22 protein-coding genes are annotated in these 23,718 nt (G+C 63.7%); 10 read left to right on the forward strand and 12 right to left on the reverse strand.

The features are described 5' to 3' along the window. The first annotated feature begins 48 nt into the window (after positions 1 to 48). The 3 genes from BTO02_RS30180 to xth all read left to right on the forward strand — a co-directional run bounded on the left by BTO02_RS30180 (position 49) and on the right by xth (position 4,031). Positions 49 to 1,665 (forward strand): EAL domain-containing protein, encoded by a 1,617-nt coding sequence (locus BTO02_RS30180; RefSeq protein ID WP_083615451.1) that lies wholly within the window; start codon positions 49 to 51, stop codon positions 1,663 to 1,665. A gap of 244 nt (positions 1,666 to 1,909) precedes the next feature. Then, positions 1,910 to 2,968, forward strand: coding sequence for an aldo/keto reductase (locus tag BTO02_RS30185; RefSeq protein WP_075160689.1), 1,059 nt, complete (start codon positions 1,910 to 1,912; stop codon positions 2,966 to 2,968). A gap of 136 nt (positions 2,969 to 3,104) precedes the next feature. Beyond that, positions 3,105 to 4,031 carry an exodeoxyribonuclease III gene (gene xth / locus BTO02_RS30190; RefSeq protein WP_075160690.1) on the forward strand — a complete coding sequence of 309 codons (927 nt, stop codon included), beginning with the start codon at positions 3,105 to 3,107 and terminating at the stop codon, positions 4,029 to 4,031. A gap of 128 nt (positions 4,032 to 4,159) precedes the next feature. Here xth and BTO02_RS30195 read toward each other — a convergent pair whose 3' ends face one another. Next, entirely contained in the window at positions 4,160 to 4,507 is a 348-nt protein-coding gene (locus tag BTO02_RS30195; protein WP_075160691.1) for a DUF4148 domain-containing protein, read from the reverse strand. A gap of 336 nt (positions 4,508 to 4,843) precedes the next feature. Here BTO02_RS30195 and BTO02_RS30200 point away from each other — a divergent pair, with 336 nt between their 5' ends. After that, positions 4,844 to 5,422 carry a DUF4337 domain-containing protein gene (locus BTO02_RS30200; protein ID WP_075160692.1) on the forward strand — a complete coding sequence of 193 codons (579 nt, stop codon included), beginning with the start codon at positions 4,844 to 4,846 and terminating at the stop codon, positions 5,420 to 5,422. 108 nt (positions 5,423 to 5,530) lie between these two features. On the opposite strand, the gene treA is transcribed toward BTO02_RS30200, so the two are convergent. Both treA and BTO02_RS34895 read right to left on the reverse strand, forming a co-directional pair. Then, positions 5,531 to 7,381 (reverse strand): alpha,alpha-trehalase TreA, encoded by a 1,851-nt coding sequence (treA, locus tag BTO02_RS30205; protein WP_075160693.1) that lies wholly within the window; start codon positions 7,379 to 7,381, stop codon positions 5,531 to 5,533. Continuing rightward, the gene (locus BTO02_RS34895) at positions 7,284 to 7,691 is read right to left on the reverse strand and encodes a hypothetical protein (RefSeq protein WP_198039361.1); all 408 of its coding nucleotides are present in this window, start codon (positions 7,689 to 7,691) and stop codon (positions 7,284 to 7,286) included. The genes treA and BTO02_RS34895 overlap by 98 nt, the downstream gene beginning before the upstream one ends. On the opposite strand from BTO02_RS34895, the gene BTO02_RS30210 reads away from it, so the two are divergent. Further along, entirely contained in the window at positions 7,690 to 8,811 is a 1,122-nt protein-coding gene (locus BTO02_RS30210) for an aromatic ring-hydroxylating oxygenase subunit alpha (protein WP_075161533.1), read from the forward strand. The genes BTO02_RS34895 and BTO02_RS30210 overlap by 2 nt on opposite strands. Before the next feature lie 15 nt (positions 8,812 to 8,826). Here the strand turns inward: BTO02_RS30210 and BTO02_RS30215 are convergent, their stop codons facing one another. The 3 genes from BTO02_RS30215 to BTO02_RS34555 all read right to left on the reverse strand — a co-directional run bounded on the left by BTO02_RS30215 (position 8,827) and on the right by BTO02_RS34555 (position 12,957). After that, the gene (locus BTO02_RS30215) at positions 8,827 to 10,875 is read right to left on the reverse strand and encodes a M3 family metallopeptidase (protein WP_075160694.1); all 2,049 of its coding nucleotides are present in this window, start codon (positions 10,873 to 10,875) and stop codon (positions 8,827 to 8,829) included. A 47-nt stretch (positions 10,876 to 10,922) separates the two neighbouring features. After that, positions 10,923 to 12,515 (reverse strand): serine hydrolase, encoded by a 1,593-nt coding sequence (locus BTO02_RS30220; protein ID WP_075160695.1) that lies wholly within the window; start codon positions 12,513 to 12,515, stop codon positions 10,923 to 10,925. 190 nt (positions 12,516 to 12,705) lie between these two features. After that, positions 12,706 to 12,957 carry a hypothetical protein gene (locus BTO02_RS34555; RefSeq protein ID WP_156884027.1) on the reverse strand — a complete coding sequence of 84 codons (252 nt, stop codon included), beginning with the start codon at positions 12,955 to 12,957 and terminating at the stop codon, positions 12,706 to 12,708. Between BTO02_RS34555 and BTO02_RS30225 the strand changes: the two genes are divergently transcribed. Beyond that, positions 12,946 to 13,581, forward strand: a complete 636-nt coding sequence (locus BTO02_RS30225; RefSeq protein ID WP_075161534.1) for a LysE family transporter — start codon at positions 12,946 to 12,948, stop codon at positions 13,579 to 13,581. The genes BTO02_RS34555 and BTO02_RS30225 overlap by 12 nt on opposite strands. A 29-nt stretch (positions 13,582 to 13,610) precedes the next feature. On the opposite strand, the gene BTO02_RS30230 is transcribed toward BTO02_RS30225, so the two are convergent. From BTO02_RS30230 to BTO02_RS30245, 4 genes are all read right to left on the reverse strand, one after another. Continuing rightward, positions 13,611 to 14,033 carry a hypothetical protein gene (locus BTO02_RS30230; RefSeq protein ID WP_232243583.1) on the reverse strand — a complete coding sequence of 141 codons (423 nt, stop codon included), beginning with the start codon at positions 14,031 to 14,033 and terminating at the stop codon, positions 13,611 to 13,613. 171 nt (positions 14,034 to 14,204) lie between these two features. Beyond that, a complete protein-coding gene (locus BTO02_RS30235; RefSeq protein WP_075160697.1) occupies positions 14,205 to 15,401 on the reverse strand; it encodes a cytochrome P450 in 1,197 nt (398 codons plus the stop codon). A 110-nt stretch (positions 15,402 to 15,511) separates the two neighbouring features. Next, positions 15,512 to 16,447, reverse strand: coding sequence for a 2-hydroxyacid dehydrogenase (locus tag BTO02_RS30240; protein ID WP_075160698.1), 936 nt, complete (start codon positions 16,445 to 16,447; stop codon positions 15,512 to 15,514). Positions 16,448 to 16,617: 170 nt separating this feature from the next. Next, positions 16,618 to 16,791 carry a hypothetical protein gene (locus BTO02_RS30245; RefSeq protein WP_156884028.1) on the reverse strand — a complete coding sequence of 58 codons (174 nt, stop codon included), beginning with the start codon at positions 16,789 to 16,791 and terminating at the stop codon, positions 16,618 to 16,620. 891 nt (positions 16,792 to 17,682) lie between these two features. Here BTO02_RS30245 and BTO02_RS30255 point away from each other — a divergent pair. From BTO02_RS30255 to BTO02_RS30270, 4 genes are read left to right on the forward strand one after another with little or no spacing between them, the layout of a single operon-like run. Continuing rightward, positions 17,683 to 18,552, forward strand: coding sequence for an ABC transporter ATP-binding protein (locus BTO02_RS30255; protein WP_075160701.1), 870 nt, complete (start codon positions 17,683 to 17,685; stop codon positions 18,550 to 18,552). Beyond that, positions 18,549 to 19,364: an ABC transporter permease gene (locus BTO02_RS30260; RefSeq protein WP_075160702.1), complete on the forward strand. Its 816-nt coding sequence runs from the start codon at positions 18,549 to 18,551 to the stop codon at positions 19,362 to 19,364. The genes BTO02_RS30255 and BTO02_RS30260 overlap by 4 nt, the downstream gene beginning before the upstream one ends. Further along, positions 19,346 to 20,332 carry an ABC transporter substrate-binding protein gene (locus BTO02_RS30265; RefSeq protein WP_232243584.1) on the forward strand — a complete coding sequence of 329 codons (987 nt, stop codon included), beginning with the start codon at positions 19,346 to 19,348 and terminating at the stop codon, positions 20,330 to 20,332. The genes BTO02_RS30260 and BTO02_RS30265 overlap by 19 nt, the downstream gene beginning before the upstream one ends. A gap of 35 nt (positions 20,333 to 20,367) precedes the next feature. Then, a complete protein-coding gene (locus BTO02_RS30270; protein WP_075160703.1) occupies positions 20,368 to 21,663 on the forward strand; it encodes an amidase in 1,296 nt (431 codons plus the stop codon). A 35-nt stretch (positions 21,664 to 21,698) separates the two neighbouring features. Here BTO02_RS30270 and BTO02_RS30275 read toward each other — a convergent pair whose 3' ends face one another. Both BTO02_RS30275 and BTO02_RS30280 read right to left on the reverse strand, forming a co-directional pair. Then, positions 21,699 to 21,962 (reverse strand): hypothetical protein, encoded by a 264-nt coding sequence (locus BTO02_RS30275; RefSeq protein ID WP_156884029.1) that lies wholly within the window; start codon positions 21,960 to 21,962, stop codon positions 21,699 to 21,701. A gap of 136 nt (positions 21,963 to 22,098) precedes the next feature. Continuing rightward, on the reverse strand, positions 22,099 to 23,460 hold the full coding sequence (locus BTO02_RS30280; RefSeq protein WP_198039285.1) for a cytosine deaminase: 1,362 nt from the start codon (positions 23,458 to 23,460) through the stop codon (positions 22,099 to 22,101). Positions 23,461 to 23,718: the final 258 nt, after the last annotated feature.

Below are 23,718 nucleotides of genomic sequence, written 5' to 3' on the forward strand. Positions count from 1 at the left end.
AGTATCCCGCCGCGACCGGCGCGGGCCAAGCCTAGTCGTCACGCGACCATGTACGATCCGTCGAACTCCGCTGAGGGGAAATTCTCCGAGCCGCAAGAAGAAGCGAGCGTCAAGCGCAACGTCGCGCCGCGCCTTGCGCTCGCCATTGCCGCGCTCTGTTGTCTTGGCGTCACGGCAGGCGCCGTGCTTTGGGGCGAACACTACGCGGACCACGAAGTCGCGGAGCGCGAAAGCCTGATCGGCCATGACATGGTGGAGTCGCTCGACCGCATGTTAACGAGCGTGCGGAACGGACGCCGCGACGCGTTACGCGAACTGGTCGGCGAACGCTGCGCGAAAATCTCGCTGCAACTCTCCGAGTTCGAAACCTACGTCCAGTATGTGCGTTCGATCAACCTCGTCGATAACGACCAGCTCTATTGCTCGTCGTCGATGGGTCCGTTGAGCGTGCCGCTCTCGTCGTATGTGCCGCGCGGCACACCCGACTCGCACGGCGTGATCGTCAATCTGCTTGCGGGCACACCGTTTCAGCCCGGCACGCCGGTTATTTCGATGTACGAACCCACAGGCGACGGCGCAGGCGTGCAATACACGATCGAAGGCGCCTATGTGGCCGATGCGCTTTCACACGGCATACGCTATGGCGCGCAACAGGTCTTTCTGTCGATGCCGGGCTCGGGCGTGCTCAACGACAAAGGCGAATTCGTCCCGGCGATCAAAACGCCAGGCAGGATCGGCACGCGCGTCTATTCGACGCAATGGCCGTTCTCGATCGCGGTGCTCGCATCGGCCGCGCTCGCCACGCAGATGCACTGGCGCTACGGGCTGCTGTTCGGCGCGCTCGCGATTCTGTTCGACCTGCTGATCGCGGCGATTGCCCTGCTCGCACTGGCGCCGCAGCGCCAGTTGCTCGCCGCGGTACGGCGCGGCTTGCGGCTCGGACAACTGCATGTCGTCTATCAGCCCGTGGTCGAGATCGAGACGCGGCGCATCGTCGGCGTCGAAGCGCTGATTCGCTGGACGCATCCGCGCTGGGGCTCGGTCAGCCCGTCGGTGTTCATGACGCAGGTCGAACGCAGCCCGCTGCTCGCCCAGATCACGCGTTTCGCGCTGCGCACCGCCGCTGCCGATATCGCGCAGAAAACCGCGATCCGGCCACTGCGCGTCGCGGTCAACGTCGCGCCGATGGATTTGCAGCGCAAAGACTTCGTGGCCGATGTTCTGGCGGTGAGCGATGCGCTTCCGCCAGGCGTTACGCTGATTCTCGAATTGACCGAACGCTTTCTGCTTGCAAGGCAGCCGCGCACGCAAGCCATTTTCGATGTATTGAAAGCGCGCGGCGTGCAGTTCGCGATCGACGACTTCGGCACGCAGCACAGCAATCTTGATCTGCTCGGCCGCTTTCCTTTCGATTACGTGAAGATCGACGGCCAGTTCGTACGGCAGATCGACAAAGGCGGCACCGCGCTGATCAAGGCCATTGCCGCCGTCGCCAGACACTTCGGCATGGAAGTGATCGCCGAAGGCGTCGAAACCGAAGCACAGCATGCGGCGCTGCGCGAGCTCGGCGTGCCGTTCGGCCAAGGCTTTCTCTATCAACGCCCGGTCGGCGCGAGCGAGCTTTCCGTCGAAAAAGAACCGGGTTTGGCCGCCACCGGTCTTTGACCGGGCGTTCGCTCGACCTGCGCCAAAGCGCATCGACGACGGGAATAGTCGATCCCGTACTCGCGGCGAATTTTCCTCATCGAAAAAATTACAGCCATTTCGCCTATAGTGACAGCGGGCTCGAAGGCTGCGATCACCGCAAGCGCAGCAACGACGCCTTACACAATGCTTTGGTATCGAAAGCGATACGCGAGGCATCACACAACTGTCAAATCAATCCTCTGAACACGGAGACTGTCAGATCATGGAATACCGTCAGCTTGGCCGCTCGGGCCTCATGGTGTCGACCATCACGCTCGGCACGATGACAATGGGCGGCAAGGGCAAATTCGCGAGCGTCGGCGACGTCGGCCTCGACGAAGCGCGCCGGCAAATCGATCTGTGCCTCGATGCCGGGGTCAATCTGATCGATACCGCCGATGTCTATTCCGATGGCGCGTCCGAGGAGATCGTCGGCGCCGCGCTTGGCGGCAAGCGCAAGAACGGCGTGCTGATCGCGTCGAAGGCGCGCTTTGCGATGGGCGACGGCCCGAACGATCGCGGGCTGTCGCGCTATCACCTCGTGCGCGCATGCGAGGCGAGCCTGAAGCGCCTGAACACCGACGTCATCGACCTCTACCAGGTGCACGAGTGGGACGGCATCACGCCGCTCGAAGAAACGCTCGAAGCGCTGGACCTGCTCGTGCGGCAAGGCAAGATCCGCTATGTGGGATGCTCGAACTATTCGGGCTGGCATCTGATGAAGGCGCTGCATATCAGCGAGCGCGACCGCTTGCCGCGCTTTATCAGCCAACAGATCCACTACACGCTCGAAGCGCGCGAAGCCGAATATGAACTCGCGCCGATCGCGCAGGATCAGGGGCTCGGCATTCTGGTCTGGAGTCCGCTTGCGGGCGGCTTGCTCTCAGGCAAGCACCGCCGCGATACGACGCCCGAGGGCACGCGCCAGCTCGCGGGCTGGACCGAACCGCCGATCCGCGACGCGCAACGGCTGTGGAATATCGTCGACGTGCTCGTCGACGTCGCGGCCGAGCACGACGTGTCGGGCGCGCAGGTCGCGCTCGCGTGGCTGCTAGGACGCCCGGCGGTTTCGTCGGTGGTCATCGGCGGGCGCAACCACGATCAGCTGCGCGACAACCTCGCCGCGGCGAATCTCAAGCTCACCGCCGAACAGCGCGCGCGTCTGGACGAGGTGAGCCTGCCGCCGCTCATCTATCCGTACTGGCATCAGACGTGGACAGCGAGCGAACGGCTCGGTCCGGCCGACCTGTCGCTGATCGGCCCGCATCTGCGGAAGGCTTAGCTTCGCTAGCGGCGCCTACCGTTCCGCATCGGTCCGCATCGGTCCGCACAGGCCTGGCACGGGCCTGCATCGCGATTGACGATGCAGGCCCATCGAGCGCATCGTACAGGCATGGCACTTGCAACGATGCGCTCTCATGAAGCTCGCCACCTTCAATATCAACGGCATTCGCTCGCGTTTACCGTCGCTCGTCGCATGGCTCGAGAAAGAGCAGCCCGATATTGCGTGCCTGCAGGAACTGAAGGCGCCTGACAGCGCGTTTCCGGAAGCCGAACTGCGCGATGCCGGTTATGGCGCGATCTGGCATGGGCAGACGGCGTGGAACGGCGTCGCGATACTGGCCAAAGGCGTGAAGCCCACCGAGACGCGGCGCGGACTACCCGGCGGCGACGCCGATACGCATAGCCGCTATATCGAAGCGGCCGTCAACGGTTTGCTGGTCGGCTGCCTGTATCTGCCGAACGGCAACCCGCAGCCGGGTCCAAAATTCGACTACAAGCTCGAATGGTTCGAACGCCTGATCGCTTACGCGCAGACGCTTTTCGACAGCGGTCATCCGGTCGTACTGGCCGGCGACTATAACGTCGTGCCTACCGACTTCGATATCTACAACCCGCGCTCCTGGCTGAAGGATGCGCTGTTGCAACCCGAAAGCCGCGAATGCTATGCGCGCCTGCTCGAACAGGGTTGGACCGATGCACTGCGCAAGCGCTATCCCGACGAGAAGATATTCACGTTCTGGGATTACTTCAGGCGGCATTGGGAAACGAATTCCGGCCTGCGCATCGATCATCTGCTGCTGAGCGCGCCGGTGGCGTCCGCGCTGCGCGATGCGGGCGTCGACAAATGGGTGCGAGGCGAAGCGCATGCGAGCGACCATGCACCCGCATGGGTCGAACTGAAACTCGACACGCGCAAAGCAGACGACGACGCCGTCAAGCGCGTCGCGCGAAGTGCCACCAGGAAGGCTGCGACAAAAGAGACTGCCGCAAAAAAGATTGCTGCAAAGAAACCTCCCGCAAAGAAGGCTACTGCCAGAAAGACACCTAAAGCACCGGCGTAAGCGTCCAACGCAAAGCTCGCGCGGATAAGGCGTTCATGCGGCACAGTTCCCCGCCTTCCGCGCCTCCCCGCCCGACCGTACGACCGCCACGCTCAAGGCGAGCCGCGTAGAAGCAAGCTTCGCGAAGCTTACGGATGGTTGTAGGAACCCGAAGCCTTCAACCAGTCGTTGCCGCCTGCGGCCGCTTGCGGAACCTGAGCACGCCCCGACTGCGACGTGCCGTTCGTTGCAGGGCCATAACCGCTCGTTTGCGACGCGCCGCTTTGCGCGACCACTTGCGATTCCGCAGCCGCGAGCCCGTCCGGATAGTGCGCGTCGCCCGTATTCCACAAGCTCGCGCCTCTTTCCGCCTTCTGCACCTGCGCGAGTTCCGCACGCACCTGGGCACGCGTGACGGGCCCGTTCGACTGAGCAAACGACACCACCGGGGTAGCAAGCACCGCAGCGACCGCGATTGCGCCAATAAACGATTTCATGAAACACCTCCCAAAAGCCGTTGACGAAGCCACGACAGAACTTGTCTGTGACCGTTGGGAACCACTATAGCGACGCGAATCCCCAGGGAAAACCCTTATAACGAGAAAGGACCTTTGCGTATTTCGAATGCAATTGTTTCGACGGTCCGAACGTTTACCACCGGTCTGATTGTCTGCAGATTAATCGGACGCGGCGTGCCCCTGTTTCGATAGTGGCGAACATCCTTCCCACACGTGACGAACATGCGCATTCGGCCGACACCCGATCTCGGCATTCGCATACGTCGACGCCAGGTCCATGCGTTATGCTGGCGCCTTTTGCGCGAGACCCGAGCGATGTCCGACGAATACGAAGTCCACGGCCCGCACGACCATGCGGTCGAGCACGCGGGCGCCCATGCCGCCGGTCCGAGCGCGTCGCGCATCGCGGTCATGACGGCGATCCTCGCGAGCGTCGGCGCGATCGCGTCGTACCAGAGCGGCGCGAACGAGAATCTCGCGCTCTTCTACAAGAACGAAGCGGCCATTCGCAAGACCGAAGCGTCGGACCAGTGGGCGTACTACCAGGCCAAAGGCCAAAAGCAGAACCTCGCCGAACTCGGCGCCGCATTGAGCGATGCTTCGTCCGCGGCGCACGCGAAATTCGTCGTCGACGAACAACGCTATGCCGCCGACAAGGAACCGATTCGCGCCAAGGCCGAATCGCTCGAAAACGAAGCGAAGAAAGACAACGAGACGAGCGAGTCGCTGCAGCACCAGCATCATCGCTGGGCGCAAGCGACGACGCTGATCCAGATTTCGATCGCACTCGCGGCAATCACGCTGCTGACGAAAAAGAAGTGGCTGCAGACGATGACCGGCGCGATCGCGCTGATCGGCGCCAGCTTTTTTATCGCAGCGTGGCTGGCCGTGTGAAGCGACTGCGGCGCTTCCGATGCCCGTACCCATCACGCTTCGATGCGGCGCCGACAGGCCACGTGTAACGCAACTTTGCCGGTAAGCGCGCCGCCCTCGCTGCGAGCGCTATTTCCCCGGCGTTTCCTGCAAGCGATGCGTCGTCTGCGGCGCAGCCGCGGCCGACGACGCCGCCTCCGACACGCCGCGCGGCCCTTCCGGCACATCGACAGGCCGCGTCGATCGCACCGCAGCCGGATACATCGCCATCAGCGTGCGCAGTACGCCATTCGTCCAGCCGAAGCCGTCCTGCAGCGGATATTCGCCGCCTCCCGCCGCGGTCGCACCGGCCTTCGCGTCGACATCGTATTTTTCGACGAGCTTGCCGGTGCGCTGGTAGTAGGCGACGTTGGTCTGAATCCAGCGCGTCGCAATCTGACTGGCGAGGTCCGAGTGGCCATAACGGCGCAAGCCGGCCACCGCCAGATACTGAAGCGGCGCCCAACCGTTCGGCTCATCCCATTGTTGCCCCGATTGCACCGTAGTCGTAGCGAGGCCGCCGGCCCGCAGCAGCCGCGCACGCATCGTCGACGCGACCGCGGCCGCCTGTGCCTTGTCGGCGACGCCGAAGTAAAGCGGATAAACGGTCGCCGCACTGAGCCGGTGCGTAAGCCGCCGCGCGTTGAAGTCGTAATCGCCAAACGCGTGCAATTGCGGATCCCACAACACGCGACGAATCGCCGCCGCTCGCGCCGACGCCCGTTCTTCGAAGCGCTGCGCTTGCGCCGCATCGCCCTTTAGCCGATAAGCGTGTGCGATCGTGCGTTCGAGATCGGTCAACAGGCTATTCAGATCGACGGGAACGAGCGACGTTACTTCGACTGTGCCAAGCGTCTTGCCGTCGGCGAACCAGCGCGAGCTGAAATCCCAGCCCGTTTCGCCGCCCGCGCGCAGATTGCGCCAAAGATCGGCCGCATCGCGCTGCGGCATTTGCCGGGCCGTGACGACGTCTTCGCGGTACGACTCGTCGCGCGGCGTATCGCGTGCGTCCCAATAGCGGTTCAGCACCGTGCCGTCCTGCAGCTTCACGAGATGGCGATAAGCGCCGCCGCGCGCGACATGCGCTTCTCCGTCCATCCAGTACCGGTATTCGGCAAGCAGTTCGGGCAGATAATGCAGATACACGGCGTCGCCGTCGCGCCCGGCCGCGAGCCGCACCATCTGCGCGAAGAACGGCGGCTGCGAGCGGCTCAGATAGTACGTACGGTTGCCGTTCGGGATGTGCCCGTAGCGGTCGATCAGCGTCGAGAAATTATTGAGCTCGTCGTCGAGCAGATCGTCGCGGCCGCTCGCTTCGAGCCCGAGCATGATGAAAAACGAGTCCCAGTAGTAGATCTCGTCGAAGCGGTCGCCGGGCACGATATACGGATACGGCAGCGGCAACAACGACGACCATTGGCTCGCGCTTTTATCCGGATCGCGCCGCAGCACATTCCACAGCGTATCGATATGCGCGGTCACGCTCTGATTCGGATCGGACACGTAGTGCTTCGTTTCGCGCGCCGGCAGCGTGAAGTGCGCGTCGACGAACTGCTTCAGTTCGAAGCCGGGCTGCGATTTCCGCTGTGTGTAATCGGCCGCGATATGCGACGGCGTATCGTTGGGGATCATGTCCGCGAAAGTCTTGCTGTCGGGAAACAGATGCGCGAGTTCGACATCGCGATAGAGCGCGCCATAGAGTTCGGACGGCGGTACGGGCACGACCGGCGACGGCGTGGTCTTGCCTGCTGTGCCGGCAGAGGATGCACTGGCTGCTTCGGTGTTTGCCGGCGGCCTCGCCCCAGCAGGCGATGACGATGCCTCGACGGCGGGCGCTGCACTTTCAGCGGCCGCGAGCGCGGTGCTGCCGGTCAAAAGACACGCTGAACAGCACAAACAGGCGGCGGTACTGCGCGCGCGACGAGACAAGGCTTGCGGCATCGATCGAAATCCTCGCAGTTGGGGGCGGGGTTGTGCAGATTCCTGCAGACGAAAGACGCAAGCCAGCAAACAATGTTCCCCGCATGCCGCTTTTCCTGCTCGCGAAATCTCGAGACGGCGAAGGTGACGGGGGCGATATCGCACGCAGCACAACGATCGCCTCGCAGGCGGCGTGTTCCGCAGGTTTCATGCCGGAGCAGTCGGCGCAGCGCGCAACACCGCGCCAGTTCTGGCGCGCTGCCCCTTCGTTGCGCGACGTGCCGACATGTAGACATAATTCGCTGACGTCGCAAGTCGAGGTGAGCGCCATGCAAGAGTCCGGTTCATCCGAATGCAGCAGCATCGTCCGGCCCGCCAACGAGGTCGCCGCGCGCGATCTCCGGCGCGTGCCGATCCATCCCGATCACTGGTACCCGCTCGCGTGGTCGAGCGAAGTCAAACGCGGCCACACGCACGGCGTGCGTTTTGCGGGCGAGCCGATCGTGCTCGTGCGCACCGCATCGGGCACGGTATTCGCGCTCGAAGACCGCTGCGCGCACCGGCAGATCCCGCTGCGCGACGGCGTCGTCGACGGCGAAGCGATCCGCTGCTGCTATCACGGCTGGACCTACGACTGCACGGGCCGCTGCGTCAACATTCCGTACCTGGGCCGAGAGCGCCTGCCGAACGGCGTACGCGCGTATCCGTGCCGCGAATTCGAAGGCCTCGTGTTCGTGTTTCCGGGCAACCCGGCACGGGCCGAATCGACACCGCTGCCCGCGCTTGGCTCGATCGCGAATCACGCGTACAAGACGCGCCGCTATGCGCGCGACGTCGCGTGCCATTACTCGTTCATGCACGAGAACCTGATGGATATGAACCATCAGTTTCTGCATCGCCGCGTGATGGGACAAATGAGCGCGCGTTCGCTCGGACGCCGCCATGGCGAGAACTGGGTCGAAGTGGACTACACGCTCGAGCGCGAAGGCGGCAGCCGGCCGCTCGGCGAAGCCGTCGTGCTCGGACAGGGCGCACAAAACAGTCCGAGCGGCCACGATGTGATGACGGTGCGCACCGACTACCCTTATCAAACGCTACAGATTCGCAACGCGAGATCGACGTTGATGCTCGACTTGTGGGCCGTGTACGTGCCGCTCGACCGCGAACAGCGCACGACGCGCGCGTTCGGCCTCGTGTCGATCAAACGGCCGCGCATGCGCATGCTGCTCGATGTCGCGTGGCCGGTTCTGATCTGGTTCACCGAGCGCATCTTCAAGGAAGATCGCTGGGCCGTCGAACGCGAGCAACTGGCGCACGACGAACAGGGCGCCGACTGGAATCACGAGGTATTTCCCGTGATCAACGAACTGCGCGAGCTGCTGCGACGCTGCGGCGCGCAGGCATCGCGGCGCGTGATTCCGATCGAGACGCCCGCAGCGCCGGCCGATTGACGGCGCCGCACCTCGTCAGGCAGCCAGCAATCCACGCTTGCGCAACATCGGCTCCGCTTGCGGTTCATGCCCGCGAAACGCGCGGAACGCCGCGCGTTCGTCGCGGCTGTCGCCCGCGCTGTACACGTAGCGTGCGAGCTTGTCCGCGAGCACCGGATCGAACGCATTGCCCGCTTCCTGGAATGCGTCGAACGCCTCCGCTTCGAGCACCTCGGCCCACATGTAGACGTAGTAGCCGGCCGCGTAGTGCGCGCCGCTGAAGATATGCGAAAAATGCGGCAAACGGTGCCGCATGCCGACTTCGCGCGGCACACCGAGACGCGCGCGCGCTTCTTCTTCGAAGCGTGCGATATCGATATCCGCCGCATCTTTCTGCTGATGCAGCGCCAGATCGATCAACGCCGACGACGCGTACGACACCGTTTCGAACCCCTGATTGAAAGTCTGCGACGCGCGGATGCGCTCGATCAGCGCGGCCGGTATCGGCTCGCCCGTTTCGACATGGCGCGCATGTTTCTCGAGCACTTCCCGTACGGTCGCCCAGTTCTCCATGAGCTGCGACGGCAGCTCGACATAGTCCTGCGGCACGCTGGTGCCGGACAAACGCCCATACGTCACATCGGACAGCAAGCCGTGCATCGCATGACCGAATTCATGAAACAGCGTGCGCACGTCGTCGAAGCTCAGCAGCGTCGGGCCATCGCCGTTGCGCGCGAAGTTGTTGTTGTTCACGACGATCGGCTGAACGGCCTCGCCATGACGGCCGTTGCGCATCTGCCGGCGATAGACGTGCATCCACGCGCCGCCCTGCTTGTTGGGCCGCGCATAGTTGTCGCCGAGAAACACGCCCACGCGCTCGCCGCCGCGCTGCACTTCCCATAGGCGCACGTCCCGGTGATACAGCTCCACGCCGCTCTGCTCGACAAACTGCACACCGAACAGACGCCCCGCGCAATCGAACATCGCATTGAGCATCGCATCGAGGCTGAAATACGGCTTCACTTGCGCGTCGTCGAGTGCGTAGCGGGCTGCGCGTACCTTTTCGGCGAGGTAGTACCAGTCCCACGGCTCGATGCCGGTCGGCTCGCCGAGCGCCGCGGCCTGTTCGACGAGCGCCGCCCGTTCACGCGCGGCGCTCGCTTTTGCAGGCTCCCACACCTGCCTGAACAGCCGGTCGACGGCACGCGCGTTGCCGGCCATGCGGTCGGACAGCGCATAGTCGGCGAAGCTTTCGTAACCGAGCAGGCGCGCCTGCTCCGCGCGCAATGCGAGAATCTGCCGGGCCAGCGGCCGGTTGTCGCGTCCCGCCGTTTCGCCGCGCGATGTCCATGCGCGCCATGCGGTTTCGCGCAGATCGCGGCGCGTCGAAAACGTCAGGAAAGGCTGCACGAGCGAACGCGCAAGCGTAATCACATGGCCGTCCATGCCGCGCTCGCGCGCCGCACCGCGTGCGGCTGCGCGCAGGAAATCGGGCAGCCCGGTGAGGTCCGCTTCCGAGACGAGCTGCAGCCGATACGACGATTCGTCGGCAAGCACATTCTGCGAAAACTGCGTCTGCAGCTCCGCAAGCTGCACGGCGATCGCCGCAAACCGTTCGCGCGCCGGACCTTCGAGCGCCGCGCCCGTGCGGATGAAATCGGTATGCACGCGTTGCAGCAGCCGCTGCTGCTCTTCACCGAGGTTCAACGACTGCGCCTGCCGGTGCACTGCATCGAGCCGCGCGAAAAAGCCGGCGTGCATCGCCACGCGGCTGTCGTGCGCGGCAAGACGCGGCGCCATCTCGCGCTCCACCGCCTGCAGTTCCGGCGGCGATTCCGACGCGCACAGATTGTCGAAGGCGAGCCGCACGCGGTCGAGCTTCGCCCCCGCGGCGTCGAAGGCGGCGACCGTATTGTCGAACGTCGGTGCATCGGCGTTCGTTGCGATCGCATCGATTTCATTCAGATGTTCGTCGAACAGCACGGCGAATGCCGGTGCGAAATGTTCACTGCGAAGCTGCCCGAACGGCGGTAGCTCGTAACGCGTTTGCCACGGCTGCAGCAGCGGATTGTCTTGCCCGGTCATGTCGGTTTGCCCCTTTGTCTTCGGCTACACGCCATGATAAGGCAAGCCTACCGGATGAACGTGCCGAGGCCGTTTTCGTCGTAATACTCGAGCGTGACGCGATCGCTCAGGAAGCTCGCTTTCGAAATCGTGCCGGGCGACGCATTCTCGTTGTACAACGTGAACGTGAACACATCGCCGTCCCAATGCGCGAGCGGCAGCACGATGGGCACCGGCCCGATCGCGAATGTCAGCACACCGTTGCGTTCACCGACCTTCAACGGCCCGAAATAGTCGTTGCGATAGGTGCCCGTGTATATCGACGGCGCGCGCGGCGGCAGCGGCGAGGCGGGCCGTGCGGCGCCGACCAGCGATCCCTCGGGCTTCATCATCGGCGCGAGTGCGTTTCCATAGAGCGTCGCCCAGTCGCGTTTGATCGAACCGAACTGCACGAGATCGAAGAACTGTGCCGTGATCGTTTCCGGCACGCCGATCGGATAGCCGTTGGTCAGGGCGACGATCGCCACGCCGGTCGACGGCACGACGACGAAGTTCGTCGCCGCGCCGACCGCGAATGCGCCCGAATGGCTGTAGCTCGGACGCCCGGACTCCGTCATGCCGACATTGAAGCCGAAGCCGTAATAGCTGGCCGGATGCCCGGCGCCCGGCGGCGCCGACTGCACCTGCTGCGACACGGCGGCCTTCAGCGCGGCGGCATCGACGATACGTTTGCCGTTGAACATGCCCTGCCCGAGCATCATCGCGAGCCACTTCGCCATATCGTTGACCGACGAACTCGCGCCACCGGCCGGCGCCTGCGCGTCGGGCATCGTGCCCGGGCCGACCACCCATCGATCGCCGCGCTTCACATGGCCCGTCGCGCGATTCGCGCGTGCAGCGAAATCCGCATGACGCGAACTCGTGCTCGTCATCCCGAGCGGCTTGTAGATGACCTCTTCCGAAAGCGTGGCCCAGTCGGTGTCGGCTGCCGCAGCAACCGATATCGCCGCCGCCGTCAGTCCAAAATTCGTGTACGCGTATGAATTGCGAAAGCCGTGCAACGGCAGATAGCGCAGCCGTTGCAGGATCTCGGTCTGACCATACCCCATGTCTTCGAGACGATCGCCCGCGTGGTCCGGCAAGCCCGAGCGGTGCGCGTACAGGTCCGCGATCGTGACGGCCTCGCTCGCTTGCGGATCGGATAGCGTGAACCACGGCAGATGCGTGCGCACGGTCGTGTCCCAGCTCACACCGCCCTTTCCGATTTGCCGCGCGACCACGCTCGCGCCGACCGGCTTCGATAACGATGCGAGCTGAAACACGGTATCCGCATCGACCGGCTGGCCGCTGCCGACCTCGCGCGTGCCGAATCCTTTTGCGTAGACGGTCCGCGTGCCGCGGACCACGGCGATCGCAAGCCCGGGAACGCCCGTGCGCGTCATCTGCGCCGTCGCGAGTTCATCAAGCTGCGCGATCGCGCGGTCGATTTGCGCGGACGGAATCGGCGGCAGTTTGCGCGGCGGCGCGCACGGCGCGCTATCGTTCGATGCACCGTGCGCGCTCGATGAGAACGGCGCGGCAAGCGCTGCACCGAGCGACGTCAGTACGGGCGCGCAAAGCGCTGTGCCAAGCAGGCGCCGCCGTTGTTCGAAGCGTGTCATTGCGCGTCTCCCGGCACCACGCGTGCCGATCTATCGTGTACCGGCGTGCTTGCCGCCTGCTGCCTGCCGCCGCCTGCGGTATGAACACGATAGTCTGATCACATCTTTTACGCATGCATAGTGCTGCGCCGCTCATAGTGCGGTAAAAGTTCGCGCGCCGGATTGCCCGGCAAACACGCGAATTGCGCACCTATTTGGTTTTGCCTGAATAGCCGCGATCCCGAAGTGTTTCCTGCCGGGCCAGCACGAAGAGATAGTCAGCTACGCGAAGCGATCGCGCGAAAGCGCAGGCGCGTCCCGGCCGACGCTTGATTTCACGCATCGACATTTCACGCGTCGCGGTAAACTTGCCCGCGTGACATCGTCGGCGCGGCTCTACCGGCCGCACGCACGCATCTACCTTGCCGAACCCAAACGCAGGAAAACGACCTTGCAATTTCATATCTGGATTACCTACGCGCTCGCCTGTTGCGCGATCGCGCTGTCGCCGGGGCCCGGCGCCGTACTTTCGATGAGCCACGGGCTGTCGTACGGCGGCAGGAAAACCACGGCCACGATCATCGGCCAGGAGCTCGGCCTTGCGTTCGTGCTGCTCGTTGCCGGAGCCGGTGTCGGTTCACTGCTGCTTGCCTCGCTCTGGGCGTTTTCCGCGGTGAAGATTGGCGGTGCTGCCTATCTGATCTATCTGGGCATCATGCAATGGCGCTCAAGGCACTCGCCTGCCGAAGCGGATGCGGCGGCGGCTCCCGTCACCTCGTGGCGCAAGCGCTTTACGACGGGCCTGCTGACCAACGCGACGAATCCCAAGGCGATCGTGATCATGGTCGCGGTGCTGCCGCAATTCATCGTCGCGCATGAGCCACTCGTGCCGCAACTGATGGCGATGACCGTCACGATGATGATTGTCGATACGACCGTCATGCATGCCTATGCCTATGGCGCGAGCGCATTCAGGCGCGTACTGCGCGGCGAGCGCGCGATCCGCACGCAAAACCGGGTGTTCGGCGGAATTCTGATGGCGCTCGGCGCAGGGCTCTTTTTCGCGCGGCGTGCGCCGTCGGCCTGAGCCGCCAGAGTTGCCGCGCCCGCTGTCGCTTAGGGCCGCTCCGTAATCGGTCCGTCCACATCGATTTTCCCGACCGCGCCCGCCGGCCCTTTCACGGTCAGCGGCCCGCGCACCTCGAGGTCGCCGCGCACGACGAGCGGCCCCTTCACCGTCAGCGGTCCGTAGAAATTGTTGTCGCCAGCGCGGCGCTGCGCTTCGTCGGGCTGCAACTGCGCGACGCGCTCGGCCGTGAGCGGACCGTGCACCGCAAGATTTCCTCCGACCTTTAGCGGCCCTTCCACCGTGACGGGTCCGCGCACCACCGCCGAACCGAGAATGTTGAGCGGTCCTGTCGTGACCGGCTCAGCCGACGCCGGAAACGACGCGCCGATTGAAATGAAACCGCAAGCGGCAAACCATACGAATGGAGCCGCGATTGCACACCGCACGGTGCGCGCGATAGAGTCAGTCACGATGCCTCCCCAGGCATGAGCCATAAGCCACGAGCCATTTCATCCGCGGCCGTGCCGCAAGTGACCGGCGCGTTGTGTCATCCGTTCAGTTCAGTCTACTTGCGTGTAAGGCGCATGACAAACCGCCGCGCGCTGCGCTACCGCCGATCTATCACCGATCTATCGCCGTATCTACCACCGCGCATCGAGCGACGTCACGCCGCGCAGATTGCCGCGCCGATTCCAGCTCAGACTATCGAGCCCGGTGAGCTCGAGCCCCGGCAAGCGCTGGAGCAGCACGCTCAGCGCGCTTTCAAGCAGAACCAGTGCCATCCGGTGACCCAGGCAGTGATGAATGCCGCTGCCGAAGGTCTGCAGGCGGCCCTCGTCGCGTTCGATATCGAGGCGCTCCGGGTGCGCGTGTCGCGAGGGATCGCGATTGGCCGAACCGAACATCAGGAGGACCGATGTTCCGCATGGCACCTCGACACCCGCGATTTCGACATCTTCGAGCGCCGAACGTATGGTGGTCTGCGCCGAGCTGTCGTAGCGCATGCACTCGAGCACCGCCCCGCGAAGAAGCGCCGGTTTTTCTTTCAGCAGCGCGAGTTGATCCGGGTGACGATGCAGCGCAACCAGCGCGTTGCCGATCATGTTCGACGTCGTTTCATGGCCGGCAAGAAACAGCAGGATCGTGTTCGATACGATTTCGTCCTGCGACAGGGTCTCGCCCTCGTCTTCCACCGTCAGCATCATCGAAATCAGATCGCTGCCCGGGCGGCGGCGCCGCGCTTCGACCACGCAGTGGAAATAGTGTTCGAGGTCTTCGTAGCCCGCGCACGCACGCCCGAGGTCATCGGCATTCATCGGCGCGACGTCGATCACCTTCGCCACCGCGCTCGCCGCCACGCCCAGTTGCATTGCATCTTCGTCAGGAATGTCGAGCATCTGTCCGATCATGCGCAGCGGTAGTGGAAATGCGAATTGCGTCACGAGATTCGCCGCTTTTTCGCGTTCGAATGCGTCGATCAGTTCATGCGCCGCCCTGTGCGCCGTTTCCTTCATCGCCTCGACTTGCCGCGCATCGAACGCCTTGGCGATCAGGGCGCGCTGCCGCGTATGCGACGGCGGATTCATCACCAGAAACATGCGGCTGAAGCCCTGAAAGAGTCGCATATGCATCGCGTCTTCGCCGTAACGTATGCGGATGCTTTCGGGATAGTTCTTGCCGAAGCGCCGGTCGTGCAGGATCGCTTCAATCACGTCGTAGCGCCCTGTAATGACGGCCTGGGGACCGATGCGAACGAGCGGTCCTTCGGCACGCAGCTCTGCGTAGAACGGGTAGGGGTTGTCGAGGAAGTCAGAGGTAGTGAGATCAGCCAGTTTCATGGCGGCTTCCGCGAAAAAGACACCCGGTAAAGACACCCCGGCCGAGCCATTTATTCCGGTTCTTTTCTGGCCCGATGCAACCGCGCATTGCGCCGCGCGCTTCGGCCCGATCAAATCGGCGTCGACACCGTTTCGCCGGCGAAATGACGCGTCGCATTGTCGATGAAATTGCGCACTGATGCGGCAATGGCCTCGGGCGACGTGCCGGCCACATGCGGCGTCAGCACGACATTGCGCAAGCGGATCAGCGCTTGCGGCGGCCCAGGCTCGCCTTCGTACACGTCGAGGCCCGCGCCGGCGATTTTTCCGTTCGCGAGCGCATCGGACAGCGCCGCCGTATCGACCACGCTACCGCGCGACACATTGACGAGAAAGCCGCGCGGCCCGAGCGCCTCGAGCACCGTGCGGTCGACCATATGCTGCGTGGCGGCGCCGCCCGGCGTCGCGATCACGAGGTAATCGCACCATCGCGCGAGCTCGACGACATTGCCGAAATAGCGAAACGCGGCATCGGCGCGTGGCTTCCGGTTGTGGTAACCGGTTTCGATATCGAAGCCCGCCGCGCGGCGCGCGACCTTCATGCCGATATTGCCGAGGCCGACGACGCCGAGGCGCTTGCCCGACACGGTCGGCGCCATCGGCAACTGCGTGCGCCATACGCCTTCGCGTGTCGCGCGGTCGCGATAGGCGATATCGCGCACGGCGGCAAGCAACAGCGCAAACGCATGATCGGCCACGCAATCGTCGTTGGTGCCTGCGCCATTGCATAGCACGATGCCGCGTGCACGCGCATGGTCGATCGCGATGTTTTCGTAGCCTGCCCCGAGCGCGCTGACGAATTCCACTTTCGGTAACTGGTCGAGTTCCGCCGCCGTGAGGCCGGTCGTGCCGTTTGTCAGCACGGCGCGAATCGCGGCGCCGTGCGTGCCGATCGCAACGCTGCGTTCGGCGGACGTTGCCGCATAAACGATATCGAAGTGCGCGGCGACTTGCGCATAGCTGTCGTCATGAAGCGGGATCAGCACCAGCAGTGAAGGTTTATTCATGTTGTGGTTCGGGCATGAAAACGACAATGAGCGCGCAGATGCACGCGTAAAGCGTGTAACTGAAGAAGAAACGGCCAGACACAGACGGTAAAAGTATGACCGATCTCACCGGCATCGTGGGCAATCCGCCTTGACGTCAGCACGACCTGCCCGATCGCGGCCAGCCGGCGTTAGCGCCCGGCACTCACGACGCGCTGTACGCGTGCCTCGTCGTACAGGCCGGCTTCGATGCCGTCCATATGCGCGGTTCCGCTGCCGGCGCGTCGCTGCCCGGCAGGCCCGATATCGGTCTGCCCGGCGAGAATCCGGAACGATCGACAACGCACACGGGCACGCGTCGGCACGGGCACGCGCGATGCTGATTCGACGAGGGTCAATCGAATCAGGGGAACGTGATGACCATTCTTTTTCCGTCGAGGAACCCAGACACAGACACAGACGCAGGCGCAGACGCCGCGGTGGCGGCTCGCGTTCGCGCCGGGCGTGCGCACGACGCCGCGGCTATGTTGGCGGCCGCTGCGTGCGGCGCCCTGCTGGTCGCGTCGACTGCTGCGCACGCGCAACAACCCATGCCGAGCGTGCCGCACTCGCCGGAAAACCGCGCCGTGGCCACGGCTCCCGCGACGGACCCGTCGGGCTCCGCAGTGCATGAATCGCAGGCGCCGCAGGCGAAAGATGCGAAGGGCGCGAAGAAAGGTCCGACGGCAGGATCGAAAGGAAAACCGGCGGGCGCGGGCGGTTTCGATAACGGTCTTTACGGAACCGGTGCAGGCAGTAACCAATAAGGTGCATCGGCGCGCGCACTAAGGAAGTGCGGCAGTTGCACGAGGTGCGTCATGCGCGGCGACAGGCACATACGGCACTGAACACCCGCAGCACGCAGCTCGCACGCATCATGTTCAGTGCGACATGCGCGCCGCGCAACAAGCGCCGCGCTACACAAGCGTGCATCGCGCACACTTTCGCGCGCGCATTTACTGCACCACCATCTGCGACTCAATGCAAAGCCCGCACTTTTAAGGCGCACGCCACGCGCCTTCCTCAACACCTTTCGGTATTCCACTAAACACGCACAATCGAACCCGATTCTTTTTTTGATCAGCTTGCCCGCTTATTTTGAGCCGTGCATTGTGCATTGTGCATCGCGATATCCCAGATAGCGGATATACGTTGCTGCGGCCGCTTGCGCATGTGCGCTCGCGGAATCGAAGAACATTTTCGATGCCCGAATTCCGATGCTGACCAATGCTTCTGTTGTATCCCAGCCCGCCGCGCGCGGTGCGAACACCCTTCCCGCACGGCTGCATGTAGCCGAACTCACCCACACATTCGAAGCCGAAGACGGCGCAGCCGTACCAATCTTCTCCGGGCTCGACTTCTCGGTCGGCAGCGGGGAAATCGTCTCGATCGTCGGCCGCAGCGGCGCCGGCAAGAGCACGCTGTTCAATCTGATCTCAGGACTCCTGCCGCCGCAATCGGGGCGCATTGCGATCGGCCCGCGCGCCGACGGATCGCCGGGCCGCATCGCGTACATGCTGCAAAAAGACCTGCTGCTGCCGTGGCGCTCGGTGCTCGAAAACGCGGTGCTCGGCATCGAACTGTTTCGCAAGGTTACGCCGCACGATTTCGAACGCGCGCGGCACATGCTCGCGCGCTACGGCCTTGGCGCCGTCGCCGACGCCTATCCGCACTCGCTGTCGGGCGGCATGCGCCAGCGCGTCGCGTTGACGCGCACGCTGCTGGTGGAGCCCACGCTCGTGCTGCTCGACGAACCGTTCTCCGCGCTCGACTACGAAACGCGCCTCGCACTCGAAGACGACGTAATGGCGCTGCGCGAGACGAACGGTACGAGCGTCGTGCTCGTCACGCACGACATCGAGGAAGCGATCGCGATGAGCGACCGCGTGATCATTCTCGGCGGCCGGCCCGCGCGCATCGAACAGTCGCTCGATATCGAACTGACCGTCGAGGGCGCGCGCAATGCGATCACCGCGCGCGAGGCGCCCGAGTTTCGTACGTGGCATGCGCGCATCTGGGGTGCGCTGCGCGGCCAGGCAGCACACGCGGTTCAACTGCGCGACGAGCGCAAAGGAATAGCAGCATGAGCGAAGCGATCCTGACAAGCGCGCCGGTAGCGGCGCGCGCCAAGCGCCGCAAGCCGCGCAATCTCACGAGCACCACGGCGGTCACCGCGATCATGATCGCGCTCGTGGCGCTGTGGCAGGTCGCCGCCGCGCGCGGCTGGATCAACGGCCAGCTGTTCGGCTCGCCCGCCGGCATCTACAGGAACGCGCAAATCGGCCTGACGCAAGGCACGCTGATGTCCGACACGCTGGTCACGTTGTACGAGACGGTGGTCGGCCTCGTCGTGGGCAGCGGACTCGGCATCGGTCTCGGCCTCCTGCTGTGGTTCGTGCCGCGCGTGTCGGGCGTGGCCGAAGGCTTCTCGGTGCTGCTCAACAGTATTCCGAAGATCGCGCTCGGGCCGCTGATCGTGATCTGGTTCGGCTCCGACATGACGTCGAAGGTGTGGCTCGCCGGCATCTCGACCTTCGCGGTCGCGATGATTTCGTCGTGTGCGGCCGCGCGCGAAGTCGACCGCGATCTGCTGAACCTGTTCCGTTCGTTTAACGCAAAACCGTCGATGATCTTTCGCAAGCTCATCGTGCCGGGCGCGCTGCCGTGGATTTTCTCGACGCTGCGCGTGAATATCGGCTTCGCGCTGATCGGCGCGGTGGTCGGCGAATACATTGCGTCGCAAGCGGGGCTCGGTCACGAAGTGTTCGTCGCCGGGTCGCTGTTCGACCTCAATACCGTCTGGCTCGGCATTATCGTGCTGACCGTGATGGCCACGCTGCTCACCTGGATCGTCCAATACGCTGAAAAAAGGATCGTTGCATGGAAAACAAAACGATGAAGCGGTTTATCCGCCTCACCATTCTTTCGCTCGCTACGGGGTTGACGTTTGGGGCTGCGCACGCCGCGCCGCCTGAAAAAGTAGTCGTCTATCAGGCGTTCCAGTCGATTCAATATCTGCCGCTCTATGTCGCCATCGACAAGGGCCTGTTCACCAAACATGGACTCGATGTGCAGAAGGTCACGGCCGGCAGCGGCGCGGCCGGCGTCGCCGCCGTGATCGGCGGTCACGCGGATTTTTCATTGCAGGATCCGATGACGGCGATCCTCGCGAATCTCAAGGGCGCCTCGCTCGTGAATGTCGCGAATGTCGTCGCGGGCGTGCCGGTGTGGATTCTGGCACCGGGTAACTCCCCGCTCAAAACGCAGTCCGATCTCGCCGGCAAGAGCGTATCGACCGCGCTGCCGCCGAGCACGAGCACCTACCTGCTGCAGCGTCTCGTCAAACAGGAAAACATCGCCGACGTGAAGCTCAATACAGTGCAGATCGGCACGGAACTGTCGCCGGTCAGCGCGGGCCGCTCGGACGCCGCTGCGTTGTACGAACCGCAAGTCGACGAAGGGCTCGCCTCCGGCTACAAGATCGTCTATGCGTTCCCGAAGGCGTATTCGGGCGGCTACGCGTTTTCGACACTCGACACGCTCACGTCGACGGTCAAGGACAAGCCGAAAATGGTCGCAGCCTTCGTGACAGCGATTGGCGACGCCGAAGCGCTGATCCAGTCTTCGCCGGACACCGCGAAGGAAGTGGCGCGCACCGAGTTCCCGACGCTTTCGCAGACCGTGGTCGATAATGCGGTGGGGCGCCTGATCGCCCAGAAAATCTACGCGCAGACACCCGAGATTTCAGAGCAGGCGTTCCGTAATGCGCTCGACTTGCAGGAATATATCGGCAACATCAAGCCGGGCTCGGTGACGTACGCAAACGCAGTCGACAATTCGTTCGCCAAGGCAGCGGCGGGAAAGTAGACGCGCAAGCAGATTCCGGAACAACCACCACCGTTATGAACTTCGAATCCCAGCAACCTTGGGCCGCCATGCTGATCGAAAGCCGCGGCGATGCGCAGGCATGCGCGTCGCGGCTCGATCGCGCGCGGGCGCGCGCCGACGAGCGCGACGCGCAACTGAAAGCCTTCACCTTCCGCCCCGAGCGTTACGACGGCGTCGGGTCCGCCGCATGCCGGCCGCTCGCCGGCATGCCGATCGCGGTGAAAGATCTGATCGCGACCGCCGACATGCCGACGCGATACGGTTCGCCGGCTTACGCCGATCATCGGCCCACCGAAGATGCGGCGATCGTCGCGCGAATTCGTGCACAGGGCGGCATCGTGCTCGGCAAGACCGTGACGACCGAATTCGCATGGCGCCATCCGGGCCCGACCGTCAACCCGTGGAACGCGCTGCATACGCCGGGCGGCTCGTCGAGCGGCTCGGCCGCCGCCGTCGGCGCGGGCATCGTGCCGCTCGCGGTCGGCACGCAGACGCTCGGCTCGGTGATCCGCCCCGCCGCGTACTGCGGCGTAGTCGGCTACAAGCCGACGCACGGCCGCATACCGACAGCGGGCGCGCATCCGCTGTCGCAATCGCTCGACCATATCGGCTTCTTTGCCAATCACGTCGACGATGTGGCGTTCGCGTATGCCGTCCTCGTCGACGAGAAACCCGACGCCGTTCAGTCGCCCGATGCGTGGCAAAGCTATTTCGCAGCGCGCCAGCCGAAATCGATCGGCGTGATCCGCACGTCGATGTGGTCGCGCGCCGACAGCGAACAGCAGGCGAATTTCGACGCGTCTCTCGCGATGCTGCAGGCGGCCGGCGTCAAAACGCTCGAACTCGATCTGCACGTGGACCTGCCCGTCATCATCGATGCCTTGCATACGATCGTGCAGGTCGAGGCATACCGCAACATAGGCCCGGTCGCGGCGGAACATCCGGACAAGGTTAGCGATAAGATGAAAGCGCTGCTTGCGGACGGCGCTGCTGTGCCTGCGGCGAAATACCTCGACGCGTGCGCGCTGCAAAAGGAGCTGTCCGCGCAATCCGCAGCGTTTCTCGGCGGCTGCGATCTGGCCGTGTCGGTGCCGGCGACCGGCGGCGCGCCGCGCGGTCTCGACGACACGGGCGATGCGACGTTCTGCGCGGCCTGGAGTTTTCTCGGCATGCCCGCCGTGACGATTCCTTCGGGACGCGCCGCGAATGGCTTGCCGCTCGGTTTCCAGCTGATCGGCGAGCGCGATGCGGACCTGAACCTGTTGCAATACGCCGCGTGGGCGCAGGCCACCTTGCCGGCGTTTCGCTAAGGTAACGCCGGCACCGGCCGGCGTCTTCAGCGTCTTCAATCGGGCAGGATCTCTCCCGGCGCCTGCATCATGTCGAGCGTATAGCCCATGTTGAAATAGCCGGCACGCGCATACATGGCGATGCGCTCGAGGCGCTCGCCCGCTTCCTGCGCTTGCGATGCGGCCGGTGCCGCTGCGCTGTGCGACGCGCCGCCATCGTCGTCGCTGCCGCGGCGGCGCTTGCCCGAGCCGTCGTCGCGGTGCGCGAATCCGATCGGCTTGAGCCAGCCTGACCATCTCGTCTTCGTCGAATGTGGCATCACGCGCTCCATCGCCGGCATCGTTTCATTGAATCTAGTCGCTATCCGGCAGGAATCCAAACAAGTTTTTCGGGAATGTAATGCGCCGATCCCGTAGAACCCGGACGGCGGCCTGCCGCGGAAATGTCACGCGCCGTCAGAGCTCATTGCGCGACAACGGCCGCATCAGATCATCGAGCAACCGGTAATCGGGTAGCGTCGTATCGATCGGCTTTCCATTTCTCAACACGATACGGTCGGACTGAGGCCTGGAATGCAATTCCGAGTAGTTCCTCGCGCGCGTCAGTATCAGATTCGCTTTTCTTCCGACCGCCAGCACGCCGAATGAACCATCCATCCGCATGATTTCCGCGGGCGCCGCTGTCGCCGTCTTTATCCAGTCACCGAACGGATGATCGAGGTGCAAAATCTTCACCGCCTGCGAGAACGTGTCCAACATGTCGTGATCGCCGTACGCATGAAACACGTCCCGGCAGTTGTCCCCTGCTACGGCCACCCGTAATCCGCGCGCTTTCATCTCGTGGATCAGCGTGACGCCTCTCCATGTCGGCGTACGGCCGATCGCGCGCGACTGCAGATACATGTTGACGGTAGGCAAGCAGACGATCGAAATGCCGGCAGCCGAAAGCGCGTCGAGCGTTCGGTCGACAACGCCTTGCGGCTGTAACGCAAGCGAACAGCAATGGCTGCACGTCACTGTTCCCTGAAATTTCTCCTGTACCGCGATGTTCGCGACCTCCGCGAGCATGCGACTGTCGCGATCGTCCGTCTCGTCGACGTGTAAATCCACATCGAGGCCTCTTTCGGCGGCGAGCCGGAACAGGCGAGTCAGGGCCTCGCGCGCATTCTCGACGCTTCGGCTCCCGGACGAACTTTTCGCTTTCAGTACGGACCCGATCGAACCTTCGAGCTCTGCGACGCGGTTGACCAGTTCAACCGCGCCGTCCGCCAGAAATGCCTGCAACGGCAAGAGCGCGTTGGCCTGTAGCTCAAGACGGCCCGACCATTCTTCGCGTAAATCGCAGAAGACCGGGAGCGTGATGCTCGCCTGCCTGTCATGGCAATCGAGGTTCGTCCGTATCGCAACCACGCCGTGCGCCGACGCCGACAGCAAGCCGAACTCCATCCGGCGCCGTACATCGGCCGCGGTCCATCGAACGGAGCGGTCTTCATTGTTTGCTAGGGCCGCACCGGCGAAATCGCCATTCGTATTCGGCGCTCTCGGCGCGATATGAGCCTTGTCGAGATGCGCGTGACAATCGATCATGCCGGGCATCAGCAGCGCGCCATCGACATCCGGCCCGCTCTCGGGCGCTGCTGTCCCCGCCGGTGAAATGGCGGCGATTCTTCCTTCATCAATGAGAATGTCGGCCTTGACGATCTCCTGAGATGGAGCGAACAGCATTGCTTCCGGCATCTTGACGAGGCAAGCGGGAAGGTTCGCATTGCGCAGCGTATAGCTGGCCCGCAGTGGAATCGGGATGAATGTTTTCGTCACTTTCACAGTTCCATAGCCGATCGTTCGACTTGAGCGCGAGGGCTGGGCTGGACCACCTTGTCGACACAGAACGGTTTGCCCCCGACGGCTATTCCCTGCCTCGCAGAGTATTTTTTACCTTCTTACCAGAAAGGATTACCGAAAATCCGCAACATCGTTGCATCAACAACCATTCGGAGCCCGATGGTTGTCGCGCGACCGACACACTTCCTGACGCCAACCGTCATTTAAACTGTCATCGAGCCTACGATAGGCATC

The sequence above is a fragment of the Paraburkholderia sp. SOS3 genome (assembly GCF_001922345.1).
Classification (GTDB): domain Bacteria; phylum Pseudomonadota; class Gammaproteobacteria; order Burkholderiales; family Burkholderiaceae; genus Paraburkholderia.

What these genes read in the sequence shown, in the direction of transcription:
- BTO02_RS30180 (WP_083615451.1), top strand. Translation starts at nt 49, where the DNA reads ATGTACGATCCGTCGAACTCCGCTGAGGGGAAATTCTCCGAGCCGCAA.
- BTO02_RS30185 (WP_075160689.1), top strand. Translation starts at nt 1,910, where the DNA reads ATGGAATACCGTCAGCTTGGCCGCTCGGGCCTCATGGTGTCGACCATC.
- xth (WP_075160690.1), top strand. Translation starts at nt 3,105, where the DNA reads ATGAAGCTCGCCACCTTCAATATCAACGGCATTCGCTCGCGTTTACCG.
- BTO02_RS30195 (WP_075160691.1), bottom strand. Translation starts at nt 4,507, where the DNA reads ATGAAATCGTTTATTGGCGCAATCGCGGTCGCTGCGGTGCTTGCTACC.
- BTO02_RS30200 (WP_075160692.1), top strand. Translation starts at nt 4,844, where the DNA reads ATGTCCGACGAATACGAAGTCCACGGCCCGCACGACCATGCGGTCGAG.
- treA (WP_075160693.1), bottom strand. Translation starts at nt 7,381, where the DNA reads ATGCCGCAAGCCTTGTCTCGTCGCGCGCGCAGTACCGCCGCCTGTTTG.
- BTO02_RS30210 (WP_075161533.1), top strand. Translation starts at nt 7,690, where the DNA reads ATGCAAGAGTCCGGTTCATCCGAATGCAGCAGCATCGTCCGGCCCGCC.
- BTO02_RS34895 (WP_198039361.1), bottom strand. Translation starts at nt 7,691, where the DNA reads ATGGCGCTCACCTCGACTTGCGACGTCAGCGAATTATGTCTACATGTC.
- BTO02_RS30215 (WP_075160694.1), bottom strand. Translation starts at nt 10,875, where the DNA reads ATGACCGGGCAAGACAATCCGCTGCTGCAGCCGTGGCAAACGCGTTAC.
- BTO02_RS30220 (WP_075160695.1), bottom strand. Translation starts at nt 12,515, where the DNA reads ATGACACGCTTCGAACAACGGCGGCGCCTGCTTGGCACAGCGCTTTGC.
- BTO02_RS34555 (WP_156884027.1), bottom strand. Translation starts at nt 12,957, where the DNA reads ATGAAATTGCAAGGTCGTTTTCCTGCGTTTGGGTTCGGCAAGGTAGAT.
- BTO02_RS30235 (WP_075160697.1), bottom strand. Translation starts at nt 15,401, where the DNA reads ATGAAACTGGCTGATCTCACTACCTCTGACTTCCTCGACAACCCCTAC.
- BTO02_RS30240 (WP_075160698.1), bottom strand. Translation starts at nt 16,447, where the DNA reads ATGAATAAACCTTCACTGCTGGTGCTGATCCCGCTTCATGACGACAGC.
- BTO02_RS30255 (WP_075160701.1), top strand. Translation starts at nt 17,683, where the DNA reads ATGCTGACCAATGCTTCTGTTGTATCCCAGCCCGCCGCGCGCGGTGCG.
- BTO02_RS30260 (WP_075160702.1), top strand. Translation starts at nt 18,549, where the DNA reads ATGAGCGAAGCGATCCTGACAAGCGCGCCGGTAGCGGCGCGCGCCAAG.
- BTO02_RS30265 (WP_232243584.1), top strand. Translation starts at nt 19,346, where the DNA reads ATGGAAAACAAAACGATGAAGCGGTTTATCCGCCTCACCATTCTTTCG.
- BTO02_RS30270 (WP_075160703.1), top strand. Translation starts at nt 20,368, where the DNA reads ATGAACTTCGAATCCCAGCAACCTTGGGCCGCCATGCTGATCGAAAGC.
- BTO02_RS30275 (WP_156884029.1), bottom strand. Translation starts at nt 21,962, where the DNA reads ATGCCACATTCGACGAAGACGAGATGGTCAGGCTGGCTCAAGCCGATC.